Source organism: Ensifer sp. ENS06, assembly GCF_014852205.1.
In the GTDB taxonomy this organism is placed as follows: Bacteria; Pseudomonadota; Alphaproteobacteria; order Rhizobiales; family Rhizobiaceae; genus Ensifer; species Ensifer adhaerens.
The window spans coordinates 824,349-844,963 of record NZ_JACVBC010000002.1 but is presented as its reverse complement, the minus strand read 5'-3'; the positions used below and the strand labels follow the sequence as shown (position 1 = coordinate 844,963).

The following is a 20,615-nucleotide window of genomic DNA, read 5'->3' as shown; positions in this document are numbered from 1 at the left end:
TGCCTGACGAAGGCATGAGACGGCGGCACGCGATCGTGCCGCCGTCTCGTTTTTCAGTTGCCGGCGCTTTCCATGCGGCGTGTCTTCAGCACCCGCTCCAGCCAGCCGATTTCCATCTCCGGAACCGACTTCAACAGCAGGTCCGTGTAGTCGTCGAAGGGTGGCGACAGCACCTTCGACTTCGGCCCGAAGCGCACGAGGCGGCCGCGATGCATGACCGCGACGCTGTCGGCGATCGCCCGCACGATGGCGATGTCGTGGGTGATAAAGACATAGGAAACAGCGGTTTCCTCCTGAAGCTTAAGAAGCAGATTCAGGATGCCTTCGGCCACAAGCGGATCGAGTGCCGAGGTGGGCTCGTCGCAGAGGATCAGCTCCGGTTTGGCGGCGAGCGCCCTTGCGATCGCCACGCGCTGCTTCTGGCCGCCCGAAAGTTCGGCCGGATAACGATCGAGGAAACGCGTTCCCATTTCGATCTGGTCGAGCAGTTCCTTGACCCGCTCCGTCTTCTTCTGGCCGTGCATGCCGAAGTAGAAGGAGAGCGGTCGACCGACGATGTCTCGCACCGTCTGGCGCGGGTTCATCGCCGTATCGGCCATCTGGTAGATCATCTGGATGCGGCGGAGCTCGTCGTTGCTGCGGCCTTTCAGCGCCCGCGGCAGCTCCTTGCCCTCGAAGGTGATGCGCCCCTCGGTCGGCGGCAAAAGCCCGGTGATGACGCGGGCAAGGGTGGACTTGCCCGAGCCGCTTTCGCCGACGATCGCCAGTGTCTGGCCTTTCGGCAGATGCATCGAGACATCATGCAGCACCTTGAAGCCGTTGGCATAGCCGGCGCTGATATGCTCGATCTTCAACTGCGTCCCGGTCTGGTCGGCGGCTTCCTCGCGTTTCGTCTGGCGGACGCTGACGAGTGCCCGGGTGTAATCCTCGCGCGGCTCTTCGATGATCTGCTTCGTCGAGCCGTATTCCACCGTCTTGCCATGGCGCAGCACCATGATGTCGTCGGAGATCTGGGCGACGACGGCGAGGTCGTGGGTGATGTAGAGGGCTGCCGTGTGCGTCTCCTCGATCGCATGCTTGATCGCGGCGAGCACGTCGATCTGGGTGGTGACGTCGAGCGCGGTCGTCGGCTCGTCGAAGACGATCAGTTCCGGGTTGGGGCAGAGCGCCATGGCGGTCATCGCGCGCTGCAACTGGCCGCCGGAGACCTGGTGCGGATAACGCTCGCCAAAGGTTTCCGGATTGGGCAGGCCCAGCACGCGGAAGAGATAGAGCGCCCGCTTCTTAGCCTCCTCGCGGCTCATGATGCCGTGGCGGAGCGACGCCTCGATCACCTGGTCGCCAAGCCGATGCGCCGGATTGAAGGCGGCTGCTGCCGATTGCGCGACGTAGCAGACGCGGGCACCGCGGATCGAGCGGATGCCGTTCTTGTCGAGCGTCAGGATGTCCTTGCCGTCGAGCAGGACCTGGCCGCCGGTGATGCGCACGCCGCCGCGGCCATAGGCGAGCGCCGAAAGGCCGATGGTCGACTTGCCGGCGCCGGACTCGCCGATGAGGCCGAGCACCTTGCCCTTCTGAACGTCGAAGGAGACGCCCTCGACGAGGGTGACGACCTTCGGCGGTTCGCCCGGCGGGTAGCTGGTCGCTTCGATCTTCAAGTTCTTGACGGAGAGCATCTCAGGCATCGCCGCGTCCTCCCTTGAGGCTGGAGGTTCTCTTCATCAGCCAGTCGACCACGAGGTTGACGCAGATCGCGAGCGTCGCGATCGCAGCACCGGGGATGAGCGCTGCCGAAATGCCGAAGATGATGCCGTCCTTGTTGTCCTTGACCATGCCGCCCCAGTCGGCTGCCGGCGGCTGGATGCCGAGGCCGAGGAAGGAGAGGGTGGAGAGGAACAGGATCGAGAAGGCGAAGCGCAGGCCGAATTCGGCCAAGAGCGGCGACAGTGTGTTCGGCAGGATCTCGCGGAAGATGATCCAGAGCGAACCTTCTCCACGCAGCCTTGCCGCCTCGACGAACTCCATGACCGCGACATCGAGCGCCACGGCGCGGCCGATGCGGAAGACGCGGGTACTGTCGAGCACCGCCATCACCAGGATCAGGATCCACAGATGCTGCGGCAGGACGGCGAGAACGACGAGGGCGAAAATGAGCGTCGGAATCGCCATCATCAGGTCGTTGAAGCGGGAAAACAGCTGGTCCGTGAAACCACCGACAACAGCGGCGGTGAAGCTCAGGATCATGCCGAGCGAGAAGGAAAGCACGGTTGCCGCAAATGCCACGAAGATGGTGGTGCGGGCGCCATAGATCAGACGCGACAGCAGGTCGCGGCCGAGATTGTCGGTGCCGAGCAGGAAGTCGCCGCCGGCCGGAAGCCAGACGTCGCCGACCACGTCGCGTTCACCGAAGGGGGCGATGACAGGCGCAAAGAGGGCGCAGAAGATCGCAATCGCGATGCCAGCGATGCCGATCCAGGCGCTGAATGGGATGGATCTCAGGTTCATCGCGGATGCCTCAGTCTCGGGTTGGCGATGATCGCGAGAATATCGGCCGCCATGTTCAGGAAGATGTAGAAGGCGGCAAAGATCAGACCGCAGGCCTGAACGACCGGCATGTCGCGCACGGTCACCGCATCCACCATATATTGGCCCATGCCCGGATAGACGAAGACCACTTCGACCACGACGACGCCGACCACGAGATAGGCCAGGTTGAGCGCAATGACGTTGATGACCGGCGCCACCGCATTGGGGGCGGCGTGACGCGCGATGATGCGGAACATGCCGAGGCCCTTCAGTTCCGCCGTCTCGACATAGGCCGACGACATGACGTTGAGGATCGCCGCGCGGGTCATGCGCATCATGTGGGCGAGAACGACGAGAACGAGGGTCGCGACGGGAAGCGCGATCGCCGAGAGACGTTCGGTGAAGCTCATGCTGTCATAGACGGTCGCGGGGAAGGTCGCGACGCCGTATTTGACGGCGAAGAACATGATCAGGAGATAGCCGACGAAGAACTCGGGCAGCGAGATCGCCGCGAGCGAGACGACGTTGATGATCTTGTCGGGCAGCCGGTTGCGGAACTGCACCGCCAGCATGCCGAGGCCGACGGCGAGCGGTACGGAGACGAGGGCTGCGAAGAAGGCAAGGAACAGCGAGTTGCCGAGGCGCTTGGAAATCTGCTCGCCGACCGAGTTCTTGCTCGCCCAGGAGGTGCCGAAATCGCCTTGGACAGCGCCGCCGAGCCAGGAGACGTAGCGTTCGGTCCAGGGCCGGTCGAGGCCGAGATCCTTGCGGATGTTTTCGACCGCCTGCGGCGTTGCCGACTGGCCGAGATAGGTGGTGGCGAAGTCGCCGGGAAGCGCCTCGATGCCGCCGAAGATCATCAGCGATACGGCGAACAGAAGGCCGACGCTCAAGCCGAGGCGCTGCAGGATCAGCGCCGCGAGCGGGCGGCGGAAGGTGAAGCGCCGCCAGAAGGTGCCGCCGATTTCACCATTCGAGGGATTGGCGGCAGGGTTGGGTTTTGCTGGTACTCCGGAAAGTTCGGCAGACCGCGGGTGTGTTGCACCCGCGGTTCCATCCGTCGGAACCGGACCAGTGAGCGGTCCGCTTTCCATCATCATGCGTCCAGCCATACCCGGGTTGCGACATAGCCGTTCGACATGTCGTTGCCGATGTCGTGCACGTAGCCTTTCACCTGCTTGGTGGAGGCGTTCACGAAGTCGTTGAACATCGGCAGGATCAGGCCGCCTTCGTCACGCACCATCATGGCCATGGTGCGGTACATGTCCTTGCGCTTGGCCTCGTCGAGTTCCGAGCGGGCCTCGAGCAGGATCTTGTCGAAATCCGGACGCTTGAAGCGGGTGTCGTTCCAGTCGGCGGTCGAAAGATAGGCGGTGGAGTACATCTGGTCCTGGGTCGGACGGCCGCCCCAGTAGGAGGTGGAGAAGGGCTGCACGTTCCAGACGTTGGTCCAGTAGCCGTCGCCCGGCTCGCGCTTGACCTCGATCTCGATGCCCGCCTTCTTGGCGCTTTCCTGGTAGAGCACCGCTGCATCGACAGCACCCGGGAAGGCGACGTCGGAGGTGCGCAGCAGTACCGGACCGCTGTGGCCGGATTTCTTGTAGTGGAAGGCCGCCTTGTCCGGATCATAGGCACGCTGCTCGATGCCTTCGGGGAAGAGGGCGTAGGTGTCGTTGATCGGGAAGTCGTTGCCGACCTTGCCGTAACCGCCGAGGATGCGCTGGACCATGGTCTCGCGGTCCATCGAATATTTCAGCGCCATGCGCAGGTCGTTGTTGTCGAAGGGTGCTGTGTTGCAATGCATGATGAACACGTAATGGCCGCGGCCGGACGTGTTCAGGATCTCGACCGTCGGCGCCTTCTTCAGAAGGTTGACCGTCTTCGGATCGACGCGGTTGATGTAGTGCACCTGGCCGGAGGAAAGCGCGGCGATGCGGGCCGTGGCGTCGTTCATGGCGATCAGCTCGACCGAGTCCACATAGCCGCGGTCGGTGCGCCAGTCGTCGGCATTCTTCTCGAAGGTGGCACGAACGCCGGCTTCGAAGCTCGTCACCTTGAAGGGGCCGGTGCCGATCATCGCGTCCGGCTTGTCGATGCCGCCGCCCGGCTGGATGATGAGGTGATAGTCGGTCAGAAGCAGCGGCAGGTCGGCATTGCCTTCGGTCAGCACGAGCACCAGCTTGTCGCCGTCGGCCTTGATTTCCTTGATCGACTTCATCACGCCGAGCGCGCCGGATTCAGACTTTTCGTCGGTGTGGCGCTGCAGCGTCTTGATGACGTCGTCGAGCGTCAGCTCCTTGCCGTCGTGGAATTTTACGCCCTTGCGGATGGTAAAGGTCCAGGTCGACGCGTCGGTCGAGGGCTCCCAGGATTCGGCGAGTGCCGGCACCGGCGCGCCGGTCGTCGGGTGGCTTTCGACGAGCATGTCGCCCCAGTTGCGGCCGACGACGAACATGAATTGCGACAGCGCCTTGGCCGGGTCCTTCGAGTCGGTGGCGGCAGCGCCTTCGAGACCGAGTTTCAGGTGACCGCCGCGCTTCGGCTCCTGCGCTGCAGCGCTGGTGGCAAACAAAGTGCCGGCCGTCGAGGCGAGAATGCCGGCTGCCGCCGCGCGGCCCAAAAACTCGCGCCGGTTCATCTTGCCGAGCATGACCTGTCGTGTGAGGTAATCCTTGTAATCGCTCATTCCCCTGTTCCCTTTTCTCGTCGGCATTCGCCGTTCGTTGTGGTTGGTAGAGATTGCTGCGTACAGCCATTGTATCGATGGCTTCGGACTGGGCCGGAGGGCCGCTTGTTTTCTTCCGGGTTCTTGTCTCTCCTTCCTTCTGGCCGGGCGTCCTTCGTTCAGATCGATAAGCGTAATCGCTGGAACTCTTGTTGTAACGCCCTAAATTACAATTTATTTCCATAAGCGCGGCTTATGGACACGTGTTTAATGGCGCGCGATGTTGCCCGCGCGTCTCGTCACGTTCCGGTGCCGGTCATCCGGCTCTGTTGCCTACGCCGCCAAGGGTCGGCGGTGCTGTTCGAAGCGCGTTGCGGGCGGAAACCGCACGCATTCTCGTTCGGTCTCAGCGACCCTTCCACACGGGGTCGCGCTTCTCCGCGAAGGCGCGCGCGCCCTCCAGCTGGTCTTCGCTCGAATAGAGAATATCGACAGTCTTGAACTGCCGCTGGGTGATCTTGTTCATGGTCGTCTGGAAGGCTTCGCCCTCGGCGGCGCGGACCACTTCCTTGATCGCCGCATAGACCAGCGGCGGGCCGCTTTCGAGCAGGCGGGCGAGCTCCCAGGCGCGCTCCATCAGTTTGCCCGCCGGCAGGATCTCGTTGACGAAGCCCCAGCGGTGGGCTTCCTGCACGTCGAGCCAGCGGCCGGTCAGAAGCATGTCCATGGCGATGTGATAGGGGATGCGCTTCGGCAGCTTGATCGAGGCAGCATCGGCAACGGTGCCGGAGCGGATTTCGGGCAACGCGAAGGTCGCGTGTTCGGCGGCAAGGATCAGGTCGGTCGAAAGCGCGATCTCGAGGCCGCCGCCACAGCAGATGCCGTTGATCGCGGCGATGATCGGCTTGTTGAGATCGCGCAGTTCCTGCATGCCGCCGAAGCCGCCGACGCCATAGTCACCATCGACCGCGTCACCGTCGGCAGCAGCCTTCAGGTCCCATCCCGGACAGAAGAATTTTTCACCGGCGCCGGTGATGATCGCAACACGTAGGCTGTCGTCGTCGCGGAAGTCGCGGAAGATCTCGCCCATGACCCGGCTGGTTTTCAGGTCGATGGCGTTCGCCTTCGGCCGGTCGATCGTGACTTCCAGAATACCGCCTTCGCGGCGTGTGAGGATAGGTCCGGTCATCAGGGTCAGTTCCTCCGGCGAATGAGAGCGTCGGCGGCAACGGCACCCTGACCGTTCGGCAACACCATCAATGGATTGATATCCAGTTCTTCGAGTTTCGAAGCGTTTGCAACGACATAGGATGCCGCTGCCGCGACAGCCGCGGTTAAAGCGGCGTAATCGGCAGCAGGCGCGCCGCGATAGCCGTCGAGCAGCTTGCGGATCTTCAGCCCGCCGATTGCTTCCCCGATCGCTTCCGGCGTCGTCGGCAGCGTCAGGATGGCGGAATCATCGAGCAGTTCCACGAGGATGCCGCCGGCACCGATCGTCAAAACCGGGCCGGCGACGGGGTCGCGCATGGCGCCGATAATGAGCTCGGCGACCGGTTTCGCCACCATCTTCTCGACAAGGTACCCGGAGGTGACGGCGGCCATGGCCTTGGCCGCCGCAAGGACGTCCGCGCGGCTCGCAAGGTTGAGCTTCACGGCACCCGCTTCGGTCTTGTGGGCGACGCCGAGGCCTTTCAGCACGACCGGGAAACCGAGCGCTTCGGCAGCGTCTGCGGCTTCTTCGGCGGTTGCTGCGGTCTTGCCCTTCGGCACGGTCAGGCCGGCGGCAGCAAGCTCCACCTTGGCCTCGTGTTCGCTGAGCGTGATGGCTTCACCGGCAGCGGCGACACGGCCATCGTGCAGGCGGGGCGGGACGGGCTTGGCCCAGGCGGTGCCGATCTCGGCAGCCGTCTCGATGGCTGCCAGTGCTTCCTCGATGCCGAAGAAGGGCACGACGCCCGCCTTCATCAGGAAGAGGGCGGTGGCTTCCGGCATGTTTTCGCCAAGGCTGGCGACGATGCCGGCGCGGGCACCCGTTGCCCGGGCCGCGTCGATCACCGCATGGCAGGTGGTTTCCCAGTCTGCCGGGTCGCAGCGGTCAAGGCGCGGGAAGTCGAGCACGAGCAGATTGATCGCGTAGCCGCCCTTCATCATGGCGGTAAAGGCGGTGGTCTGCTTCTCGCGGTTGCCCCAGACGAAGGTGTGGTAGTCAAGCGGGTTGGCGATCGTCACCATCTCGCCGAGCGCATCCTTCAGCGGCTTCTTCTGCTCGTCGCGCAAGGGCCGGTAATTGACCCGGTAGCGCTCGCCGGCATCCGCCATCAGCGAGGCCTCGCCGCCGGAGCAGCTCATCGAGGAGATGTCGTTGCTCTCGAGTGGGCCCGCCACATGCAGCAGCTTCAGCGTTTCCAAGAGCGCCGGCAACGTGTCGACGCGGCCGATGCCGAGGCGGGCAAGAAGCGCCGAGGAGACGCGGTCGTTGCCGGCAAGCGATGCGGTGTGCGACACCGTCGCAAGCTGTGCCGCTTCCGACTTGCCGACCTTCAGCGTCACGACCGGTTTGCCGAGTTCGCGCGCGCGCGTCGCCAGCCGCTCGAGGGCAACAACGCTGTCGAAACCCTCGATATGCAGGCCGACGGCGGTGACGCGCGGGTCTTCGAGCACGGCGCAGGCGATGTCGGAGAGGCCCGTCTGCGCCTGGTTGCCGGCGGTCATGACATAGGCAAGCGGCAGACCGCGCGTCTGCATCGAAATGTTGCAGGCGATGTTGGAGGACTGCGTCAGGATCGCGACGCCTTTTTCGACGCGTTGCATGCCGTGCTGGTCCGGCCAGAGCAGGGCGCCATCGAGCATGTTGATGAAGCCGTAGCAATTCGGCCCGACGATCGGCATGTCGCCGGCAGCCGCCACCAGCGCCTCCTGCATGTCGTTGCCGTCGTCAAGCTCGCTTGCCGCCTCGCGAAAGCCGGAGGCGTAGCAGACGGCGCCGCCGGCGCCGCGGCTTGCAAGATCGCGGATGATATCGATCGTCAGCTGCCGGTTGACGCCGACGAAGGAGGCATCCGGTGCGCCTGGCAGTTCTGCCACCGAGCGATAGCACTTGCGGCCGAGGATTTCGGCTTCGCGCGGGTGCACCGGCCAGATCTCACCGGTAAAGCCCATCTTGTCGCATTGCTCGATGACACGCCGCGCTTCCTTGCCGCCGAAGACGGCGATGGTGCGCGGGCGGATGAGGCGGTCGAGGGAGCGTATCATCGGCCGATCACGCTCCCAGCGGCCGCAGCAGGTCGCGGCTGATGATGTGGCGCTGGATTTCAGACGTGCCGTCCCAGATGCGTTCGACGCGGGCGTCGCGCCAGAAGCGGGCGAGCGGCAGGTCGTCCATCAGGCCCATGCCGCCGAAGATCTGGATCGCCTCGTCGGTGACGCGGGCGAGCATCTCGGTGGCAAAAACCTTGGCCGAGGCAATCTCGCGGTTCGAGGGCAGGCCGTTATCGAGCCGCCAGGCGGCCGAAAGGGTCAGGAGGTCGGCGGCGTCGATCTCGGTGATCATGTCGGCGAGCTTGAAGGAGACGCCCTGGTTGGCACCGATCGGCTTGCCGAACTGCTTGCGTTCGGCGGCGTAATTCAGCGCATAGTCGAAGGCGCGACGGGCACGGCCGACCGAAGTCGCCGCCACCGTCAGGCGGGTGGCGAACAGCCAGTCGTTGGCAACGTCGAAACCCTTGTGCACCTCGCCGAGTATCTGAGCGGAGGGCAGGCGGCAATCGTCGAAGGTCAGGACACAGTTGTTGTAGCCGCGGTGCGACACGGAATTGTAGCCCTTGCGGATCTCGAAGCCGGGCGTGTCGCGATCGACGAGAAAGCAGGTGATCTTCTTCTTCGGGCCGCGCGGCGTATCCTCTTCGCCGGTCGCGATGAAGACGATGACGAAATCGGCGATGTCGGCGTGGCTGATGAAATGCTTCGTGCCGTTGACGATCCAGTCGTCGCCGTCCTTGCGGGCAAAGCACTTCATGCCGCGCACGTCCGAGCCGGCGTCCGGCTCGGTCATCGCAAGCGCATCGAACTTGTCACCTTTGACGGCCGGCAGCAGGTACTTTTCGCGCTGCTCGGCGTTGCAGGCCATCAGGATGCCAGAGGGGCGACCGAAGAAGACGGTCAGGCCCATGGAGCCGCGGCCAAGCTCGCGCTCGACCAGGGTGAAGGAGGTGTGATCGAGACCGGCGCCGCCGACTTCCTCCGGGAAATTACAGCCGAAGAAGCCGATCTCCTTGCATTTGCGGGCGATCTCCTGACCGAGTTCGCGCGGCACTACGCCGGTGCGCTCGACCTCGTCCTCATGCGGATAGATTTCCGTTTCGACGAAGCTCCTGACCGTATCGACGATCATCTGCTGTTCTTCGGTCAGTGCGAAATTCATTGTGTTGTTCCCCTCGTTTTCGCGCCGCTGACGTCGGTGCCGCAAACGATGGCCGCCTCCTCAAGCGTCCTTCGGCTGCGGTTTGCGGCTCCGCCGGAAGGCGAAGCTGCCTGTTGTTGCTGGCCTGCCGCTGTTGCGGTCAGGCGCGCTTCTGGCCGACGAAGCGTCCGGCACCATCGGGCGTCTGCAGTTGCGCGTGGGCTTCAGTGATTGCGCGGAGCTTGCTCAGCACCGCCTCGGGTGCCGCGACCGCCTTGCCGGCCTTGCTGTCGACATGCAGCATCATCTGTTCGGCGGTGGCGACGGCCTCGTTGGTTGCGGCGTTGTAGATCGTCGAAAAGATGTGCAGACGCTTTTCGTCCGACGACAGGATCTGGCAGGTCGAGTAGAGCGCCTCGCCGAGCTTGGCTTCGCCAAGGTTCCGGATATGGGTCTCGACCGTGTAGTAGCTGTGACCGTCGCGGACATAGTCGAGGTCGACGCCGATCAGGCGCAGCACGCCGTCGGAGGTGTCGCCGAAAACCTGGAGATAACGGTGCTCGGTCATGTGGCCGTTGTAATCGACCCAGGCGGCGCTGACCTTGGTGTCGAGGATGCGCAGCGGCTTGACGTCGCCGAGGTCGGCTTCCGGCTTCCGGGCGTTGGCCCAGAGCTTGGCCTCGAAATCGGCAAGTAGCTTGCCCGCACCCCAGCCTTCGCCGCCGTTACCGGATTTCAGCGCATGCATGATGCCGACGAGGTTTTCGTCGCGGATGCGTTCGAGCTCGCGGATCGAGCGACCGGCGGCCTGTGCGTCCGACTGGGCGCCGATCTTTTCGACCAACGCATCGTCGAGGTCGACGACGTCGGTGAACTTCGTCCAGGGCCATTTCAGGCAGGGGCCGAACTGGGCGAGGAAGTGGCGCATGCCGGCCTCGCCGCCGGCGATGCGGTAGGTCTCGAACAGGCCCATCTGCGCCCAGCGCATGCCGAAGGAATAACGCATGACGTTGTCGAGCGTTTCGGTATCGCAGATGTCGTCCTGGATCAGCCAGAGCGCCTCGCGCCAGAGCGCCTCGAGCAGGCGGTCGCCGACGAAGGCCTCGATCTCCTTGGCGATGACGACGCCCTTCATGCCGATCTGCTCGACGCCCTGCATGGCGCGCTCGATCGTCGCCTTCGACGTCTTCTTGCCGCCGACGAGCTCGACGAGCGGCAAAAGGTAGACGGGGTTGTAGGGATGCGCCACGAACATGCGCTCGGGGTGGTGCATCTCGGACTGCAGGTCGGAGGGCAAAAGGCCTGAGGTGGAGGACCCGATCAGCGCATCGGGCCTTGCGGCGGCATCGATCTTGGTGATCACGCCGCGCTTCAGTTCCAGCCGCTCCGGCACGCTTTCCTGAATCCAGTCAGCACCTTCGACCGCTTCCTCGATGCTCTTGCAGAAGGTGAGTTTTCCCTTCGGCGGCAACGGCGCCATGGTCAGCATGGCATAGGCGCGCTCGGCATTGGCCATGACTTCGCCGATGATGCGCTCGGCTTCCGGATGCGGGTCGAAGATTTTTACGTCGATGCCGGCAAGCGCAAAGCGCGCCACCCAGGCGCCGCCGATGACGCCGCCGCCGACGCAGGCTGCTTTGGTGATAAATCTCATGGTGTCCAGTCCTTGCTCAGCGCTTCGTCAGCTTCAGTTTCTCGCGGACCTCTTTCGGTCCGATGATCTTGGCGCCCATGCCCTCGATGACGCCAACCGCCTTTTCGACGAGCTGACCGTTGGTGGCGAGCTGGCCCTTGCCGATATAGAGGTTGTCTTCGAGGCCGACGCGGACGTTGCCGCCGGCAAGGATGGCTGCGGCCGGATAGGCGAGCGCGTTGCGGCCGATAGAGAAGGCGGAGAAGGTCCAGTTGGCGGGCACGTTGTTGACCATGGCCATGAAGGTGTTGAGGTCGTCGGGCGCGCCCCACGGAATGCCCATGCAGAGCTGGATCAGCACCGGATCCTCGATCAGGCCTTCCTCGACGAGTTGCTTGGCGAACCAGAGGTGGCCGGTGTCGAAGGCCTCGATCTCCGGGCGCACGCCGAGTGCGGTCATCTGACGGGCCATCTCGCGCAGCATCGACGGCGTGTTGGTCATGACGTAGTCGCCGAGCGAAAAGTTCATGGTGCCACAGTCGAGCGTGCAGATTTCCGGCAGACATTCGGCCACGTGGGCGACGCGCTCGGTGGCACCGGCCATGTCGGTGCCTTTCTCGCTGAGCGGGAGCGGGCTTTCGACATTGCCGAAGATCAGGTCCCCGCCCATGCCGGCGGTCAGGTTCAGCACCATGTCGACATCGGCAGAGCGGATACGGTCAGTCACTTCCCTGTAGAGATCGAGCCTGCGGGCCGGCGCGCCGGTCTCCGGATCGCGGACGTGGCAGTGGACCACGGCAGCGCCGGCCTTGGCCGCCTCGACCGCCGCTTCGGCGATTTGTTTCGGCGTGATCGGCACGTGGCTGGACTTTGAAACGGTGTCTCCCGAGCCGGTGACGGCACAGGTGATGAATACCTCGCGGTTCATGCTGAGCGGCATTGCTGTCTCCCTTTTATTGCGCCCATTACGAGCCAAGAAAGACCGCGTTGCTTTTCATTATCGGCTTCATTCTATACATTATCGGCGACAGAGTGGAGAAGTTTGGGCATGGATCAGAACGTTTCGCAGGTGCAGCACGTCGATGTCCTGGTGCTGCCGGAGACCAATCTGATCCTCGTTGCCTCAGTCATCGAGCCGATGCGTGCCGCCAACCGCATTGCCGGCCGCCCGCTCTACGACTGGACGATCTTCAGCCCCGACGGTGCGCCGATCGAAACGAAGAGCGGCATCCCCATTCCGGTCTCCGGTATCTTCCGGCCGCAGCGCGAGACGTCGCCGCTTTTCATCCTCTCGAGCTACAACTGGCAGCGCAGCGCCACTTCGCAGCTAAAGATGCTGCTCTCGCAGACCGCGCGGCACCGCGAGCTGATGGCCGGCATCGAATCCGGCTCCTGGCTGCTTGCCGAGACCAGCCTGCTCGACAATTTCAAGGCGACGACCCACTGGGAGGATTTCGAGGATTTCACCGCCGCCTACCCGCAGGTGACGATGGTGCGCGAGCGCTTCGTCATCGACGGCAAGCGCATCACGACCGGTGGCTCGTTGCCGACGCTCGACCTGATGCTGGAGCTGATCCGCCGGGCGCATGGCTATTCGCTGGCACTCGAAGTCTCCCGCCTCTTCATCTACGAGCAGGAGCGCACCCGCGGCGATCTCCTGCAGATGCCGACGATCGGCAACATGCGCATTCTCGATCCACGCGTCGGTGCCGCCGTCAAGCTGATGGAGGAAACGGTGGAAGCGCCCTTGACGCTCGCCAGGCTCGCCCGCCGCATCGGCGTCAGCACCCGGCATCTGCAAGATCTCTTTCGCGACACGATGGGCGTTGCGCCGCACGAGCACTACCTGGCGCTTCGTCTCAATGCGGCGCGGCGCAAGGTGATCGAGACGCGGATGGAATTTGCCGACATTGCCGCGATCTCCGGCTTCAACTCGTCGTCTTCTTTCTCGCGCAGCTACAGGGCGCACTACCGCGAAAGCCCGAGCGAAACGCGCAGGCGGCTGAAGCTGAAGAGCTGAGCGCGCACTTCAAGTATCGATTCAAGCGGGAATTTCAGAGTCGTTTCAGGCGTTTGGCGGCCGATGATCAGGAACTGATTCCGCCGGCGATCTCGTCTCGGCGCTCATCTTCATCATCGAAATCATCAACTCGCCGATCTCGGCGGCGAAGGCGCCGCGCGGCCAGACGAGTGTCAGCGACTGCCGATAGGCGGGGCCGAGCCGGATCATGGCTGGCGGGCGATGCACGCGGGCGAGCGAGGATTGCGGCAGCACCGAGAGATAGCCGTGCTGGCGAACGAGGTTGATGATGACGGGGATGGAATCGACCTCGACGAGGGTGATGCGCCGCCGTTCGGCTTCATCAAGCGTGTCGTCGAGGAAGCGCGCGGCCTCGCGGCGAAGGCCGCTCCGGACGCTCGGCACCGCGATCGGGCAGGCGGCGAGCAGCCGGGGCAGGTTGCCGCCCAGTTCCGAAAGGGCGGAGGCTGGCCCCGCCAGCACCAGCGGCGTCTGCGACACCAGCCGGCCGTCGCAGTCGGCCGGGATCTCGGCGACATCGAGCAGCGCGGCATCGAACCGTCGGCTGCGAAGGCCGACGAGCAGTTCGTCGGCCGTGGTGCTGGAAATGAACAGTGGTTGGCGCGGGCGGGCGCGGTGCCAGTTTGCCGTCAGGGCCGCCAGCATGCGGGCGATCTCGCTTTCCGGACCAAGCGGCATGACGGCGCCGAGCCGCCAGGTGGCGACGTCGCGGCGAAAGCGGTCGGCAGAGGCGTGGGTCAGCCGCGCCCAGATATCGAGCAGGGCCTCGCTGAGCGGAATGATCCGCTCCGCGGTTGGCGTACAGAGGACCCCGCCATGGGAGCGTTCGAACAGCCTGGTGCCGAGATGGCGTTCGAGATCCGCCATCTGCCGCGTCAGTTGCGGCTGGCCGAGGCCGAGCGCCTTTGCCGTGGCACGGATGCTGCCGGAGCGGGCGATGCGCACGAAGCGGTCGAGCGCGACGAGGCCGATCGGCGGCACGGGGGCGGTCGTCTCCCGTCCGACGCCTTCCAGGATGGCGGTGATCTTGCCGGTTGCCTCTTCGACGTCGACGGCGCGCGCGCGCGCTTCGAGCGTCACCACCAGCGCTGTTTCTTCCCGACGGAAAAGCGGCATGGAGATCGCCTGCTCGAAGCGCTTGACCGCGGCGCTCACGCTCGACGGCGCCCGGCCGCAGCGAGTTGCGGCGCGGCGAACGCCACCTTCACGAAGCACCGCATCGACCAACGCGATCGTCGCCATATCCATTCCAATGACCCCGGACGTGGCACCTTCACCAGGTGCGTTCTGAAATATGCATCACCCGTTCCGGATTTGGGATATAGCATGGATGCGCGATAAGCGCATAGCATGCATGAAGCACCCCGGCGTTTTCGAGCGTCGGGTGCGAGACATCAGAGCATCCGCGCACCGTTTCGAAACCGAAGCGCGCTCGGCGCGGAAGGATATTTATCGGCATGCTGTATCAGGTCAAAACCACCGTTCTCTGCGGGAAACCGCTGGACTTCGCGACGCTCGAGGATATCGGGGCGGGAAGGGCGCGACCGGTGGCCGACGACGGCGGCATGGAACGGGTGGCCGCCGCCCACAAGGTGGTTGCCGAACGTGTCGCGATGGGGCTTCCCGTCTACGGCTCCAACACCGGCGTCGGCTCGATGAAGGACCGGCTCTGGACCGCCGACGATCTCGCCGAATTCAACAATGCGCTGGTCAGGGCCCACCATTTCGGCACCGGCGAATTCTTTGCGCCGGCGATCGTACGCATGGCGATCGCCATCCGCGTGAACACCGCGATGCGGGGCCACACCGGCTGCAGCCCGGACCTGATCCGGGCGTTTCTGGCACTCAGCGAGCACGACATCATTCCGGCCGTGCGCCGCCACGGCTCCATGGGCTGCGCCGATATCGGGCTGATGGGCCAGATCGCCTCGGTGCTGACCGGTGTCGGCGAGGCCTATTACCAAGGGCGCCTCGTTTCGGCCGATACGGCGCTTGCCGAGGCGGGTCTCAAGCCGTTCGTCATGCAGCCGCGCGATGCACTGGCGGCTCTCAGCGTCAACGCCATTTCCTTTGCCGCTGCCGTAAACGTGCTGCGCGAGGCGGCGGCCGCGATCCGCGTGTTGCTCGTCACCGGCGTCATGTCGTCTCAGGCGCTCGGTGCCTCCGCCGACCCGTGGCGGGTGGCCGCGACGCTCTCGACCCGCGGCGAGGCGCTGGTCGGCTCCTGGCTCTATGGCCAGTCCGGCATTTCCGACTGGCCGTTACCTACGGCGATCCACGATCCCTTGAGCCTGCGCATGACCGCCCAGGTCTTCGGCGCGGTCGTCGATACGCTGCTGGTCGCCGCCGGCCGGCTGGTGGAGCAGACCTATCTCTCCGACGACAACCCTGTTGTCATCGGCGGCCAGGTCCATTCCTCCGGCGCATCGCTGCCGCTGACGACGACGCTCTATATCGAGGCGGCGCAGATCGCCTTTTCCCATGCGGCGCGCAACGTTTTGAACCGCTGCATCCTGCTGTCGAACGGCGGACGCCGCAATCTCTCGGTCAATCTGGTGGCGCCGGGGGAAGTCGCGACCGGGCTCGGGCCGCTGATGAAGCTTGCGGTCGAACTCTATATGCGCGTGCAGTCGCTCGCCGTGCCGCTTTCGGCGCAGTCGATCGTGGTTGCCGGCGGTCTCGAAGAGGAGGCGACCTTCCTGCCGCTGATCGTCGAGCGCATGGAAACCCAGGTGCGCGATCTGCGCCAGCTCGCCGCGATCGAGGCGATGCTTTCGGCCCAGGCGATCGATCTCGTCGGCGACCAGCCGCAGGGGATCGTCAAGCGCGCCTATGACCAGACCCGTTCGGTCAGCCCCATGTATCTCAAAGACCGGCCGCTCTCGAAGGAGATCGAGGCGCTGCAGGATGCGTTCACCTGCCACGACCTGTTGCGCTCCTTCGTCGCTCTGGCGCCGATGCCGGAATTCGATGACTTCTTCGCGCTCGACAAATAATCCGATTGGGAGAGCAGCATGTCCGATTTCGATCTCGTTCTGAAAGGCACCGTTGTTCTCCCCGAAAGGATCGTCGAAGGCGGCCACGTGGCGGTGCGCGACGGCAAGGTGGTGCATGTCGGGCAAGGGGCTGCACCCGCCGCGCGGGAGCGGCATGATCTCGGCAACGCGCTGATCCTGCCCGGAGCCGTCGACGCGCAGGTCCATTCGCTGTCGCAGAAGAACCAGGAGGATTTCCTGTGGTCGACCCGTTCGGCGGCGGCCGGCGGTGTGACCACCATTGTCGACATGCCCTATGACGAGGGCAATCTCGTCTGCTCTGCCGAAGCCCTTCGCCGCAAGATCGACCATGCGGGACCGCAGGCGCGCATCGACTTCGCGCTCTATGGCACCGTGGACCCGGAGGAGGGACCGGCGCGCATCGGCGAGATGGTGGAGGCGGGTGTCGCCGCCTTCAAGTTCTCGACCTTCGGCACCGATCCAAAGCGCTTTCCCCGCATTCCGGCAGCCCTTCTCGAAGACTGCTTCCGGGCGATCGCGCCGACCGGGCTTTCAGCCGGCGTCCACAACGAGGATGACGAGGCGGTGCGTGCCGCGATCGACAAGGTCAAGGCGGCTGGCATCACCGACTACCGCGCCCATGGGCTGTCGCGTCCGCCGCTGACGGAACTGCTCGCCACCAACCAGATCTACGAGACGGGTGCCGCCACCGGCTGCCCGGCGCATGTGGTGCACTGCTCACTCGGGCGCGGCTATGAGATTGCTGCCGCCTATCGCGCCCAGGGCTACAAAGCGACGATCGAGTGCTGCATCCACTACCTGACGCTCGACGAAGAAAACGGTGTTCGCCGTCTCGGCGGCAAGGCCAAGATCAACCCGCCGATCCGGCCGCGCGCCGAGGTGGAAAAGCTCTGGCGGCACGTGGCCGACGGCACGGTGACGATGGTCTCGACCGATCACGTCAGCTGGTCTGAGGATCGCAAGACCAATCCGGACATGCTGGCGAACGCATCTGGCGTGCCGGGGCTCGAAGTCATGGTGCCGCTCTTCGTCAAGGGCGCGCTGGAGCGCGGCATTCCCTTGACGCGCGCAGCCGAGCTGATGACGCTGAACCCGGCCAGGCATTTCCGTCTTGATCATCAGAAGGGTGCGCTGGAACCTGGAAAGGATGCCGACATCATCGTCATGACGCCGGAGCCCTATGTCTATGATGCGGCCGAGAGCGGTCACAACGTCGTCGGCTGGTCGCCCTATAATGGCATTCGACTGCCCTGGCGGATTTCGGCGACCTATCTGCGGGGCAGACTTGCCTTCGATGGTCGCCAGGTTTTGGCCGAGCCGGGTGCGGGACAGTTTGTCCGGCCGCTCGCCACTTTGGCTCTGTAAAGCGGGATGCGGAAAAGTGCGTGCGATTTTCCGCTCGCATCCGGCATCGAGATGTAGGAAATGTGATGAGCAAGACCGCCCACAAAGTTCCGGCCAATCTGCCCGTCAGTGCCAGCCGGATTGCCGGCATCGTCAACGGCCTGGCTGGTATCACCGAGCCGGACCGGCCCTACACACGCCGCGCCTTCACGCCGCTGTTCCTCGAAGGCCGGGCCTTTCTCGACCGGCGTTTTCGCGCGGCCGGGCTTGAAACCCGCATCGACGCCGCCGGTAACCTGATCGGCCGGCGCAAGGGGAAAAAGTCGGCGCTCGGCACCATCCTGCTCGGCTCCCATTCCGACACGGTGCCGGATGGCGGCCGCTTCGATGGCATCGCCGGCGTGGCGGCGGCGCTTGAAGTGGCGCGCGCGCTTTCTGACAACGGCATCGACCTCGACCACGATCTGGAGATCGTTGATTTCCTGGCCGAGGAAGTGTCGATCTTCGGCGTTTCCTGCGTCGGCAGCCGCGGCATGGCGGGCGTGCTGCCCGATGGGTGGCTCAGCCGCACGCAAGGGGATCTGAGCCTCAGGCAGGGTATCGTCGAGGTGGGCGGTGACCCCTCCAGGCTTTCCGGCTCGAAACGCTCCGACATCAAGGCCTTCCTCGAACTGCACATCGAACAGGGGCCCATACTGGAGACTGGGCGGCTCGATGTCGGGGTGGTTACCGCCATCTCGGGCATCACCCGCATCGAGATCATCGTCGAGGGCCAGGCGGACCATGCCGGTACGACGCCGATGGGGCACCGGCGCGATGCGCTGGTTGCCGCCTCGCATCTGGTGCTGGAGATCGAGCGGCTGGCGACGGAATTTTCTCACGGCGACGGGCATTTCACCGCGACCGTCGGTGAATTCTCGATCGAGCCGAATGCAGCCAATGTGGTGCCGTCTCGCGTCCGGCTGCTGATCGATGCGCGTGCCGAGCTGCGGCCGCAAATGGAGCGGTTCCTGGCAACGCTCGGCTCCCTTTGCCAGGGTGTCGCCGAGGCATCGGGCGTGACGATCCCGCCCGCCAATGTGATCTCGGACAACCACCCGACGCCGGGCGATCCGCTCCTGCTTTCAACGCTCGAAGAAAGCTGCGATGCGATCGGCGCCAAGCATCGGCGCATGGCCTCCGGCGCCGGTCACGACACCGCCTGGATGGGACGCATCACCCGTTCGGCGATGATCTTCATTCCCTGCCTCGGCGGGCGCTCGCATGCGCCGGAGGAATGGGCCGAAAACGACGATATCGCGCTCGGCGCGGCCGTTCTCTTCGATGCGGTGAAGCGACTCGACAAGAAATTGCAGGAGAAGGTGTGAGATGGGCCGGATACTGAAGGAAAAGGATGTCGAGGCAGCGGTCAAGGGCGGTTCCGTCTATGCCGCCGGGGGCGGCGGCTGGGCCGATCATGGTCGTATGCTCGGCTATGCAGCGGTCTCGATCGGCAAACCCGAGCTCGTCTCGATCGACGAACTCGAGGCACAGGACTGGGTGGCTACGGCCGCCGCGATCGGTGCACCGGCCTCGACCACACCTTGGGAGATGCGTGGGGTCGATTACGTCAAGGCCGTGCAGCTGTTGCAGGAGGCGCTCGGCGAGAAGCTCTCGGGGCTCATCATCGGCCAGAACGGCAAGTCCTCGACGCTGAACGGCTGGCTGCCGTCGGCGATCCTCGGCACCAAGGTGGTGGACGCGGTCGGCGACATCCGCGCGCACCCGACCGGTGACATGGGCTCGATCGGCCTTGCCGGCTCGCCCGAGCCGATGATCCAGACGGCGGTCGGGGGAAACCGCGAGGAAAACCGCTACATCGAGCTGGTGGTGCGCGGCGCCACGGCCAAGGTCTCGCCGGTCTTGCGCACCGCCTCCGACATGTCCGGCGGCTTCATTGCCTCCTGCCGCAATCCGGTCAGGGCATCCTATGTGAAAGCCAATGCGGCGCTGGGCGGCATCTCGCTGGCGCTGGCGCTCGGCGAGGCGATCATCGCGGCGGAAGCCAAGGGCGGCAGCGCAGTGATCGACGCGATCGTCAAGTCGACCAATGGCGCGATCCTCGCCGAGGGCACGATCACCGACAAATCGGTCGTCTATACCAAGGAAGCCTTCGACATCGGCACGGTGACGCTGGGGAAGGGCGCTGACTCAACGGTATTGCACGTGATGAACGAGTATATGGCGGTTGACTCTGCGGAAGGCACGCGGCTTGGGACCTTCCCCGACGTCATCACCACGCTGTCGCGGGAGGGCGAGCCTTTGAGTGTCGGCCAGCTGCAGGTGGGCATGAGGATCTTCGTGCTGCATGTGCCGAAGACGGTGATCCCGCTGTCCTCCAGCGTGCTCGACCCGACGGTCTATCCATCGGTTGAAAAGGCGATGGGCATCGAGCTCGCCCGCTACGCGCTTTCCGGCCGTAGCTGACGGGAGCAGGGTGATGGCGCGCGATGCAGGGCTAGAGGAACTAATCCGCGAAGAGCTCGGTGACCGCGCCGGGCTTTCGGAAAAGGCCATGTTCGGCGGCTGGGCCTATCTGCTTCAAGGCAACCTGCTACTTGGCGCGCGCAAGGGCTCTCTGCTCGTGCGCCTCGGCAAGGGCAATGACGGCTGGGCGTTGGCGTTGCCGGATATCGAGCTGATGGTGATGAACGGACGGGCGATGCATGGCTGGGTGCGCGCAGGGGCGGATGCCTATGGCGATGATGCGCTGCGCCGGCGGTTGCTGGATGGGGCGATCGCGTTCGTCGAGACGCTGCCGCCGAAGTGAATGAGGTTCGCTGCCTCGGCGGCGAGCCTCATTGGCCGCTCTCGCCAGTGCGTGTCGGGCCGTCACCACCCGTCGCCACAAGCATGAGAGGCGGCGACTTGCGCGTGCCACGAATGCAAGGGAGCAGGGATCTGCCCCCGCCATAAACGAGAGGCAGCGACCTCCCGTCGCCATGAATGCG

General features: G+C 64.6%; 15 protein-coding genes and 1 pseudogene. 6 read left to right on the top strand and 10 right to left on the bottom strand.

What is annotated here, in order from left to right; all coding sequences use genetic code 11:
- Positions 1-53: 53 nt before the first annotated feature.
- The 9 genes from IB279_RS13260 to IB279_RS13220 all read right to left on the bottom strand — a co-directional run bounded on the left by IB279_RS13260 (position 54) and on the right by IB279_RS13220 (position 12,163).
- The gene (locus tag IB279_RS13260; RefSeq protein ID WP_029742611.1) at positions 54-1,685 is read right to left on the bottom strand and encodes an ABC transporter ATP-binding protein; all 1,632 of its coding nucleotides are present in this window, start codon (positions 1,683-1,685) and stop codon (positions 54-56) included.
- Entirely contained in the window at positions 1,678-2,505 is an 828-nt protein-coding gene (locus IB279_RS13255; protein ID WP_029742612.1) for an ABC transporter permease, read from the bottom strand. Before IB279_RS13255 ends, IB279_RS13260 begins: the two co-directional genes overlap by 8 nt.
- The gene (locus IB279_RS13250; RefSeq protein WP_029742613.1) at positions 2,502-3,638 is read right to left on the bottom strand and encodes an ABC transporter permease; all 1,137 of its coding nucleotides are present in this window, start codon (positions 3,636-3,638) and stop codon (positions 2,502-2,504) included. Before IB279_RS13250 ends, IB279_RS13255 begins: the two co-directional genes overlap by 4 nt.
- Positions 3,623-5,212: an ABC transporter substrate-binding protein gene (locus tag IB279_RS13245; RefSeq protein WP_029742614.1), complete on the bottom strand. Its 1,590-nt coding sequence runs from the start codon at positions 5,210-5,212 to the stop codon at positions 3,623-3,625. The genes IB279_RS13250 and IB279_RS13245 overlap by 16 nt, the downstream gene beginning before the upstream one ends.
- Positions 5,213-5,597: 385 nt before the next feature.
- Positions 5,598-6,380, bottom strand: a complete 783-nt coding sequence (locus tag IB279_RS13240) for a carnitinyl-CoA dehydratase (RefSeq protein ID WP_029742615.1) — start codon at positions 6,378-6,380, stop codon at positions 5,598-5,600.
- Between the two features lie 5 nt (positions 6,381-6,385).
- Positions 6,386-8,443 (bottom strand): acetate--CoA ligase family protein, encoded by a 2,058-nt coding sequence (locus tag IB279_RS13235; protein ID WP_112771148.1) that lies wholly within the window; start codon positions 8,441-8,443, stop codon positions 6,386-6,388.
- 7 nt (positions 8,444-8,450) lie between these two features.
- Positions 8,451-9,611, bottom strand: coding sequence for an acyl-CoA dehydrogenase family protein (locus IB279_RS13230; protein WP_112771147.1), 1,161 nt, complete (start codon positions 9,609-9,611; stop codon positions 8,451-8,453).
- A gap of 139 nt (positions 9,612-9,750) precedes the next feature.
- Positions 9,751-11,244 carry a carnitine 3-dehydrogenase gene (locus tag IB279_RS13225; protein WP_192339240.1) on the bottom strand — a complete coding sequence of 498 codons (1,494 nt, stop codon included), beginning with the start codon at positions 11,242-11,244 and terminating at the stop codon, positions 9,751-9,753.
- Positions 11,245-11,260: 16 nt separating this feature from the next.
- Entirely contained in the window at positions 11,261-12,163 is a 903-nt protein-coding gene (locus IB279_RS13220; RefSeq protein WP_029742619.1) for a 3-keto-5-aminohexanoate cleavage protein, read from the bottom strand.
- Between IB279_RS13220 and IB279_RS13215 the strand changes: the two are divergent.
- Positions 12,132-13,243: pseudogene (locus IB279_RS13215) on the top strand (GlxA family transcriptional regulator). The gene IB279_RS13220 and the pseudogene IB279_RS13215 overlap by 32 nt on opposite strands.
- Before the next feature lie 45 nt (positions 13,244-13,288).
- Here the strand turns inward: IB279_RS13215 and IB279_RS13210 are convergent.
- On the bottom strand, positions 13,289-14,512 hold the full coding sequence (locus tag IB279_RS13210; protein ID WP_112771144.1) for a LysR family transcriptional regulator: 1,224 nt from the start codon (positions 14,510-14,512) through the stop codon (positions 13,289-13,291).
- A gap of 209 nt (positions 14,513-14,721) precedes the next feature.
- Here IB279_RS13210 and IB279_RS13205 point away from each other — a divergent pair, with 209 nt between their 5' ends.
- The 5 genes from IB279_RS13205 (at position 14,722) to IB279_RS13185 (ending at position 20,434) form a co-directional block, all read left to right on the top strand.
- Complete coding sequence (locus IB279_RS13205; protein ID WP_034792145.1) at positions 14,722-16,260, top strand: aromatic amino acid ammonia-lyase; 1,539 nt, start codon at positions 14,722-14,724, stop codon at positions 16,258-16,260.
- A gap of 18 nt (positions 16,261-16,278) precedes the next feature.
- Entirely contained in the window at positions 16,279-17,646 is a 1,368-nt protein-coding gene (locus tag IB279_RS13200) for a dihydroorotase family protein (RefSeq protein WP_112771143.1), read from the top strand.
- Positions 17,647-17,711: 65 nt separating this feature from the next.
- On the top strand, positions 17,712-18,992 hold the full coding sequence (locus IB279_RS13195) for a Zn-dependent hydrolase (protein ID WP_112771142.1): 1,281 nt from the start codon (positions 17,712-17,714) through the stop codon (positions 18,990-18,992).
- Between the two features lies 1 nt (position 18,993).
- Entirely contained in the window at positions 18,994-20,091 is a 1,098-nt protein-coding gene (locus IB279_RS13190; protein ID WP_112771141.1) for a DUF917 domain-containing protein, read from the top strand.
- A gap of 13 nt (positions 20,092-20,104) precedes the next feature.
- Positions 20,105-20,434, top strand: a complete 330-nt coding sequence (locus IB279_RS13185; RefSeq protein ID WP_192339239.1) for a TfoX/Sxy family protein — start codon at positions 20,105-20,107, stop codon at positions 20,432-20,434.
- The last annotated feature ends 181 nt before the right edge of the window (positions 20,435-20,615 follow it).

What these genes read in the sequence shown, in the direction of transcription:
- IB279_RS13210 (WP_112771144.1), bottom strand. Translation starts at nt 14,512, where the DNA reads ATGGATATGGCGACGATCGCGTTGGTCGATGCGGTGCTTCGTGAAGGT.
- IB279_RS13240 (WP_029742615.1), bottom strand. Translation starts at nt 6,380, where the DNA reads ATGACCGGACCTATCCTCACACGCCGCGAAGGCGGTATTCTGGAAGTC.
- IB279_RS13225 (WP_192339240.1), bottom strand. Translation starts at nt 11,244, where the DNA reads ATGAGATTTATCACCAAAGCAGCCTGCGTCGGCGGCGGCGTCATCGGC.
- IB279_RS13195 (WP_112771142.1), top strand. Translation starts at nt 17,712, where the DNA reads ATGAGCAAGACCGCCCACAAAGTTCCGGCCAATCTGCCCGTCAGTGCC.
- IB279_RS13190 (WP_112771141.1), top strand. Translation starts at nt 18,994, where the DNA reads ATGGGCCGGATACTGAAGGAAAAGGATGTCGAGGCAGCGGTCAAGGGC.
- IB279_RS13185 (WP_192339239.1), top strand. Translation starts at nt 20,105, where the DNA reads ATGGCGCGCGATGCAGGGCTAGAGGAACTAATCCGCGAAGAGCTCGGT.
- IB279_RS13205 (WP_034792145.1), top strand. Translation starts at nt 14,722, where the DNA reads ATGCTGTATCAGGTCAAAACCACCGTTCTCTGCGGGAAACCGCTGGAC.
- IB279_RS13245 (WP_029742614.1), bottom strand. Translation starts at nt 5,212, where the DNA reads ATGAGCGATTACAAGGATTACCTCACACGACAGGTCATGCTCGGCAAG.
- IB279_RS13230 (WP_112771147.1), bottom strand. Translation starts at nt 9,611, where the DNA reads ATGAATTTCGCACTGACCGAAGAACAGCAGATGATCGTCGATACGGTC.
- IB279_RS13200 (WP_112771143.1), top strand. Translation starts at nt 16,279, where the DNA reads ATGTCCGATTTCGATCTCGTTCTGAAAGGCACCGTTGTTCTCCCCGAA.
- IB279_RS13250 (WP_029742613.1), bottom strand. Translation starts at nt 3,638, where the DNA reads ATGGCTGGACGCATGATGATGGAAAGCGGACCGCTCACTGGTCCGGTT.
- IB279_RS13235 (WP_112771148.1), bottom strand. Translation starts at nt 8,443, where the DNA reads ATGATACGCTCCCTCGACCGCCTCATCCGCCCGCGCACCATCGCCGTC.
- IB279_RS13255 (WP_029742612.1), bottom strand. Translation starts at nt 2,505, where the DNA reads ATGAACCTGAGATCCATCCCATTCAGCGCCTGGATCGGCATCGCTGGC.
- IB279_RS13260 (WP_029742611.1), bottom strand. Translation starts at nt 1,685, where the DNA reads ATGCCTGAGATGCTCTCCGTCAAGAACTTGAAGATCGAAGCGACCAGC.
- IB279_RS13220 (WP_029742619.1), bottom strand. Translation starts at nt 12,163, where the DNA reads ATGCCGCTCAGCATGAACCGCGAGGTATTCATCACCTGTGCCGTCACC.